This window comes from Coleofasciculus sp. LEGE 07092, assembly GCF_015207375.1.
GTDB lineage: Bacteria > Cyanobacteriota > Cyanobacteriia > Cyanobacteriales > Coleofasciculaceae > LEGE-07092.
In genome coordinates this window covers 1-3,368 of sequence record NZ_JADEWY010000245.1, presented here as the reverse complement: position 1 = coordinate 3,368, position 3,368 = coordinate 1, and the positions used below count along the sequence as shown (strand labels likewise).

At 48.5% G+C, this 3,368-nt stretch carries 2 protein-coding genes and 1 pseudogene; 1 reads left to right on the top strand and 2 read right to left on the bottom strand.

Going from position 1 to position 3,368, the window contains the following annotated elements:
- Window positions 1-227 precede the first annotated feature (227 nt).
- Window positions 228-2,087 carry a biosynthetic-type acetolactate synthase large subunit gene (gene ilvB, locus IQ257_RS29100; RefSeq protein ID WP_193881400.1) on the top strand — a complete coding sequence of 620 codons (1,860 nt, stop codon included), beginning with the start codon at window positions 228-230 and terminating at the stop codon, window positions 2,085-2,087.
- A 105-nt stretch (window positions 2,088-2,192) separates the two neighbouring features.
- Here ilvB and IQ257_RS29095 read toward each other — a convergent pair whose 3' ends face one another.
- Window positions 2,193-2,747 (bottom strand): CHAT domain-containing protein, encoded by a 555-nt coding sequence (locus tag IQ257_RS29095; RefSeq protein WP_193881397.1) that lies wholly within the window; start codon window positions 2,745-2,747, stop codon window positions 2,193-2,195.
- 27 nt (window positions 2,748-2,774) lie between these two features.
- Window positions 2,775-3,368 (bottom strand): annotated as a pseudogene (locus IQ257_RS29090) (transposase); the annotation flags it as partial.

Below are 3,368 nucleotides of genomic sequence, written 5' to 3'. Positions count from 1 at the left end.
GAGCTGGGGAGCTGGGGAGCGGGGGATAAGAATAACACCATAAAAATCCCCTTGTCCCCCTTGTCTCTTCCCCCACTCCCTATTCCCCACTCCCTGTCACCAAAAAACTCTCGACAATGGTTGATATCATAATTTAAAATCGAAGGTTATCCGAAAGTTCGGTGACAGTTCGATTAGGATATACAAAACTTGTAAAAGAACCTTTAGTTGTTTTGTGAGGTTATCTGGTGCGTTACCAAAGCATCTCTAAAAAAGAAATTCAGCAAAAGACGAGCAGTCGCCGGACTGGTGCCTTTGCCTTAATTGACAGTCTCAAGCGTCATGATGTCCAGCATATCTTTGGCTATCCCGGTGGTGCAATTCTGCCAATTTATGATGAATTGTACCAGTGGGAAGCCAAGGGTGAAATTAAGCACATCTTAGTCAGACACGAACAGGGTGCTGCCCATGCCGCTGATGCTTATGCCCGTGCTACGGGTAAAGTGGGGGTTTGTTTTGGTACCTCTGGACCGGGTGCAACCAACTTAGTCACTGGCATTGCCACTGCCCACATGGACTCGATTCCTATGGTAGTGGTAACGGGTCAGGTTGGAAGGGCAGCAATTGGTTCAGATGCTTTTCAGGAAACCGATATTTTTGGCATTACTCTGCCGATTGTCAAACATTCTTATGTGGTGCGTGACCCCAAAGATATGGCGTGGATTGTAGCAGAAGCGTTTCATATTGCTAACACAGGGCGTCCTGGACCTGTTCTGATTGACGTACCCAAGGATGTGGGCTTGGAGGAATTTGACTACACTCCCGTTGAACCAGGTGCAGTCAGATTACCGGGCTACCGTCCAACGGTCAAGGGCAATCCTCGCCAAATTAACCAGGCACTAAATTTGATTCGGGAGTCGCGGCAACCGTTACTGTACGTGGGGGGGGGTGCCGTTACTTCGAGTGCTCATGTTGAATTGCAGAAACTGGCAGAACTCTTCCAACTCCCAGTCACGACAACCCTAATGGGCAAGGGCGCGTTTGATGAATCCCATCCCTTATCCGTGGGAATGTTGGGGATGCATGGTACTGCCTATGCTAACTTTGCTGTCAGTGAGTGTGACTTGCTCATTGCCGTTGGCGCTCGCTTTGACGACCGGGTAACAGGAAAACTGGATCAGTTTGCCTGCCATGCAAAAGTCATTCATATTGATATTGACCCCGCTGAGGTTGGCAAAAACCGTGCCCCGCAGGTGCCGATTGTCGGCGATGTGCAGACAGTGCTGGCTAATCTGTTGCGTCGGTATGAAGAATCGGGAATTCCAGCCAATCCGCATCAAACGAAGGAGTGGCTAGCACGGATTAATCGCTGGCGCACCGAATACCCTTTACAGGTGCCTCAGTATCCCCACAGCCTCTCACCCCAAGAAGTGATTTTTGAGTTGGGTTGTCAAGCACCGGATGCTTACTACACCACGGATGTGGGTCAGCATCAAATGTGGGCAGCTCAGTTTTTGAAGACTGGGCTTCGCCGCTGGATTTCCAGCGCTGGTTTGGGTACGATGGGTTACGGCTTACCTGCTGCTATGGGGGTCAAGGTTGCGCTTCCCGATGAACAGGTCATTTGTGTGGCTGGGGATGCCTCGGTTCAGATGAATATCCAGGAACTGGGTACCTTATCACAGTACGGTATTAATGTCAAAACTATTATTATCAACAACGGTTGGCAGGGAATGGTGCGCCAGTGGCAAGAGGCGTTCTATGGAGAGCGTTATTCCTCCTCGAATATGGAATTGGGGATGCCGGATTTTGTGAAACTGGCAGAAGCGTATGGCTTGAAGGGAATGATAATCCAGAGTCGGGATCAACTCAAGGAGGCGATCGCCGAAATGCTGGCGCATGAGGGTCCGGTTTTGGCAAATGTGTTGGTAAACAAGAACGAAAACTGTTATCCAATGGTGGCTCCTGGCAAAAGTAATGCTCAAATGATTGGTTTGCCAGAACGTTCTAAACTTGAAAAAGCGTTGGAGTTGGTGGCTTGCAGCAACTGTGGTACCAAGAATCCGGCGAGTAACAATTTCTGTCCGGAGTGCGGAACGAAATTGTAGCGTTTCTCTATCTGGTGAGGTTTACTCTGATAAAGGTAGGGAGTAGGGAGTAGGAGTGTACCTTATGTAAATGTAAGTGAGAACTGCTATATAAGCTGATTCGGCTCAAGTTAGCTTCACGGCGGTGGTATCGCCTTGACAAACCCAAGCACCCCAGAAGTAGGGATGCTCAAGGGGTCTATTGTCTTGACAAAAATTATAATCTTGTGGTATGTGTTCTTGTAATTCTTCGAGCACGGCAAGACCGAGGGGAGATTGCTGCAATTGTTTAACGGTGATGGTGCGAATGTAATTGTGGGCATCTTGTAAGGCATCGGCACGACCTAAACCTTGGTGCAGGTTGGTGAAGAAATGCTCCATCAGTAGGGCAGTTGCGCGATCGGGGACTGACCATAAACTCATCACGAGGGTTTTTGCTCCGGCGACGGCAAAGGCGCGACGCAAGCCAAAAACCCCTTCTCCTATTTTGATGTCGCCGATTCCCGTTTGGCAGGCAGAGAGAACGGCGAGTTCAGTTGCCCAGAGGTCGAGTGCGGCTACGTCTTGGGCGAAGACTAAGCCTTTGCCTGCTTCGTTTGGGAGAGTTTTACCCTTTAGCCAAGTGTTAGCGCCAGCGAAGGCAAGGGCGGAACGCAACATTGGGTCTTCTGGATGTGGCATCTTAGAGTTCCCCCCATTGGTGACAAGTTAAGCCTGTATAGCAGTTGTCAAGGGGATTTGAGAAGAGGATGGAAAGAAAAACTGGTCAGAACCTCGTTGTTGTTCAGGAAAAGGTGCAATAATTAACTTAACCTTAGGTTTTCGCTGTTGTTTAACAATACCTAAATCCTGATTTTCTGCTGCGGCGAAATACTTAACCGGGTCAGTGGCGTTACCTTTTTGGCGAGCCACCGAAAAATGATAAAGACCGCGATAAATCATTTCTCTCATAAATGTGGTCAAAAGGTAAAGAGAGTTCATCGGCTACGGCATCACCGTTCGGCTGAGCGCTCACGTCGAAGCCTAAATCGACCAATACAGCATAAAATAGCCAAGTTCCCCAAATTTGCAACTGAATACCATTGAGGAAACCCGTCCATAAATAACTGAGTCCCAAGAGTCGTTTAACTGTATTAAAAGCGTCTTCAATTCTCCAACGTCGTCGGTATAGGTCGGCTACTACATCTCTGAGGTAGTATCGTCGGATCAAGGACGCTGGTTAAATAAGAGTGCCAAATTTTTCCCGAACGAACTTCAATTAGACGTAAGGTAATAAATGGAGTTCTTTTTGTGCCAGCTCCC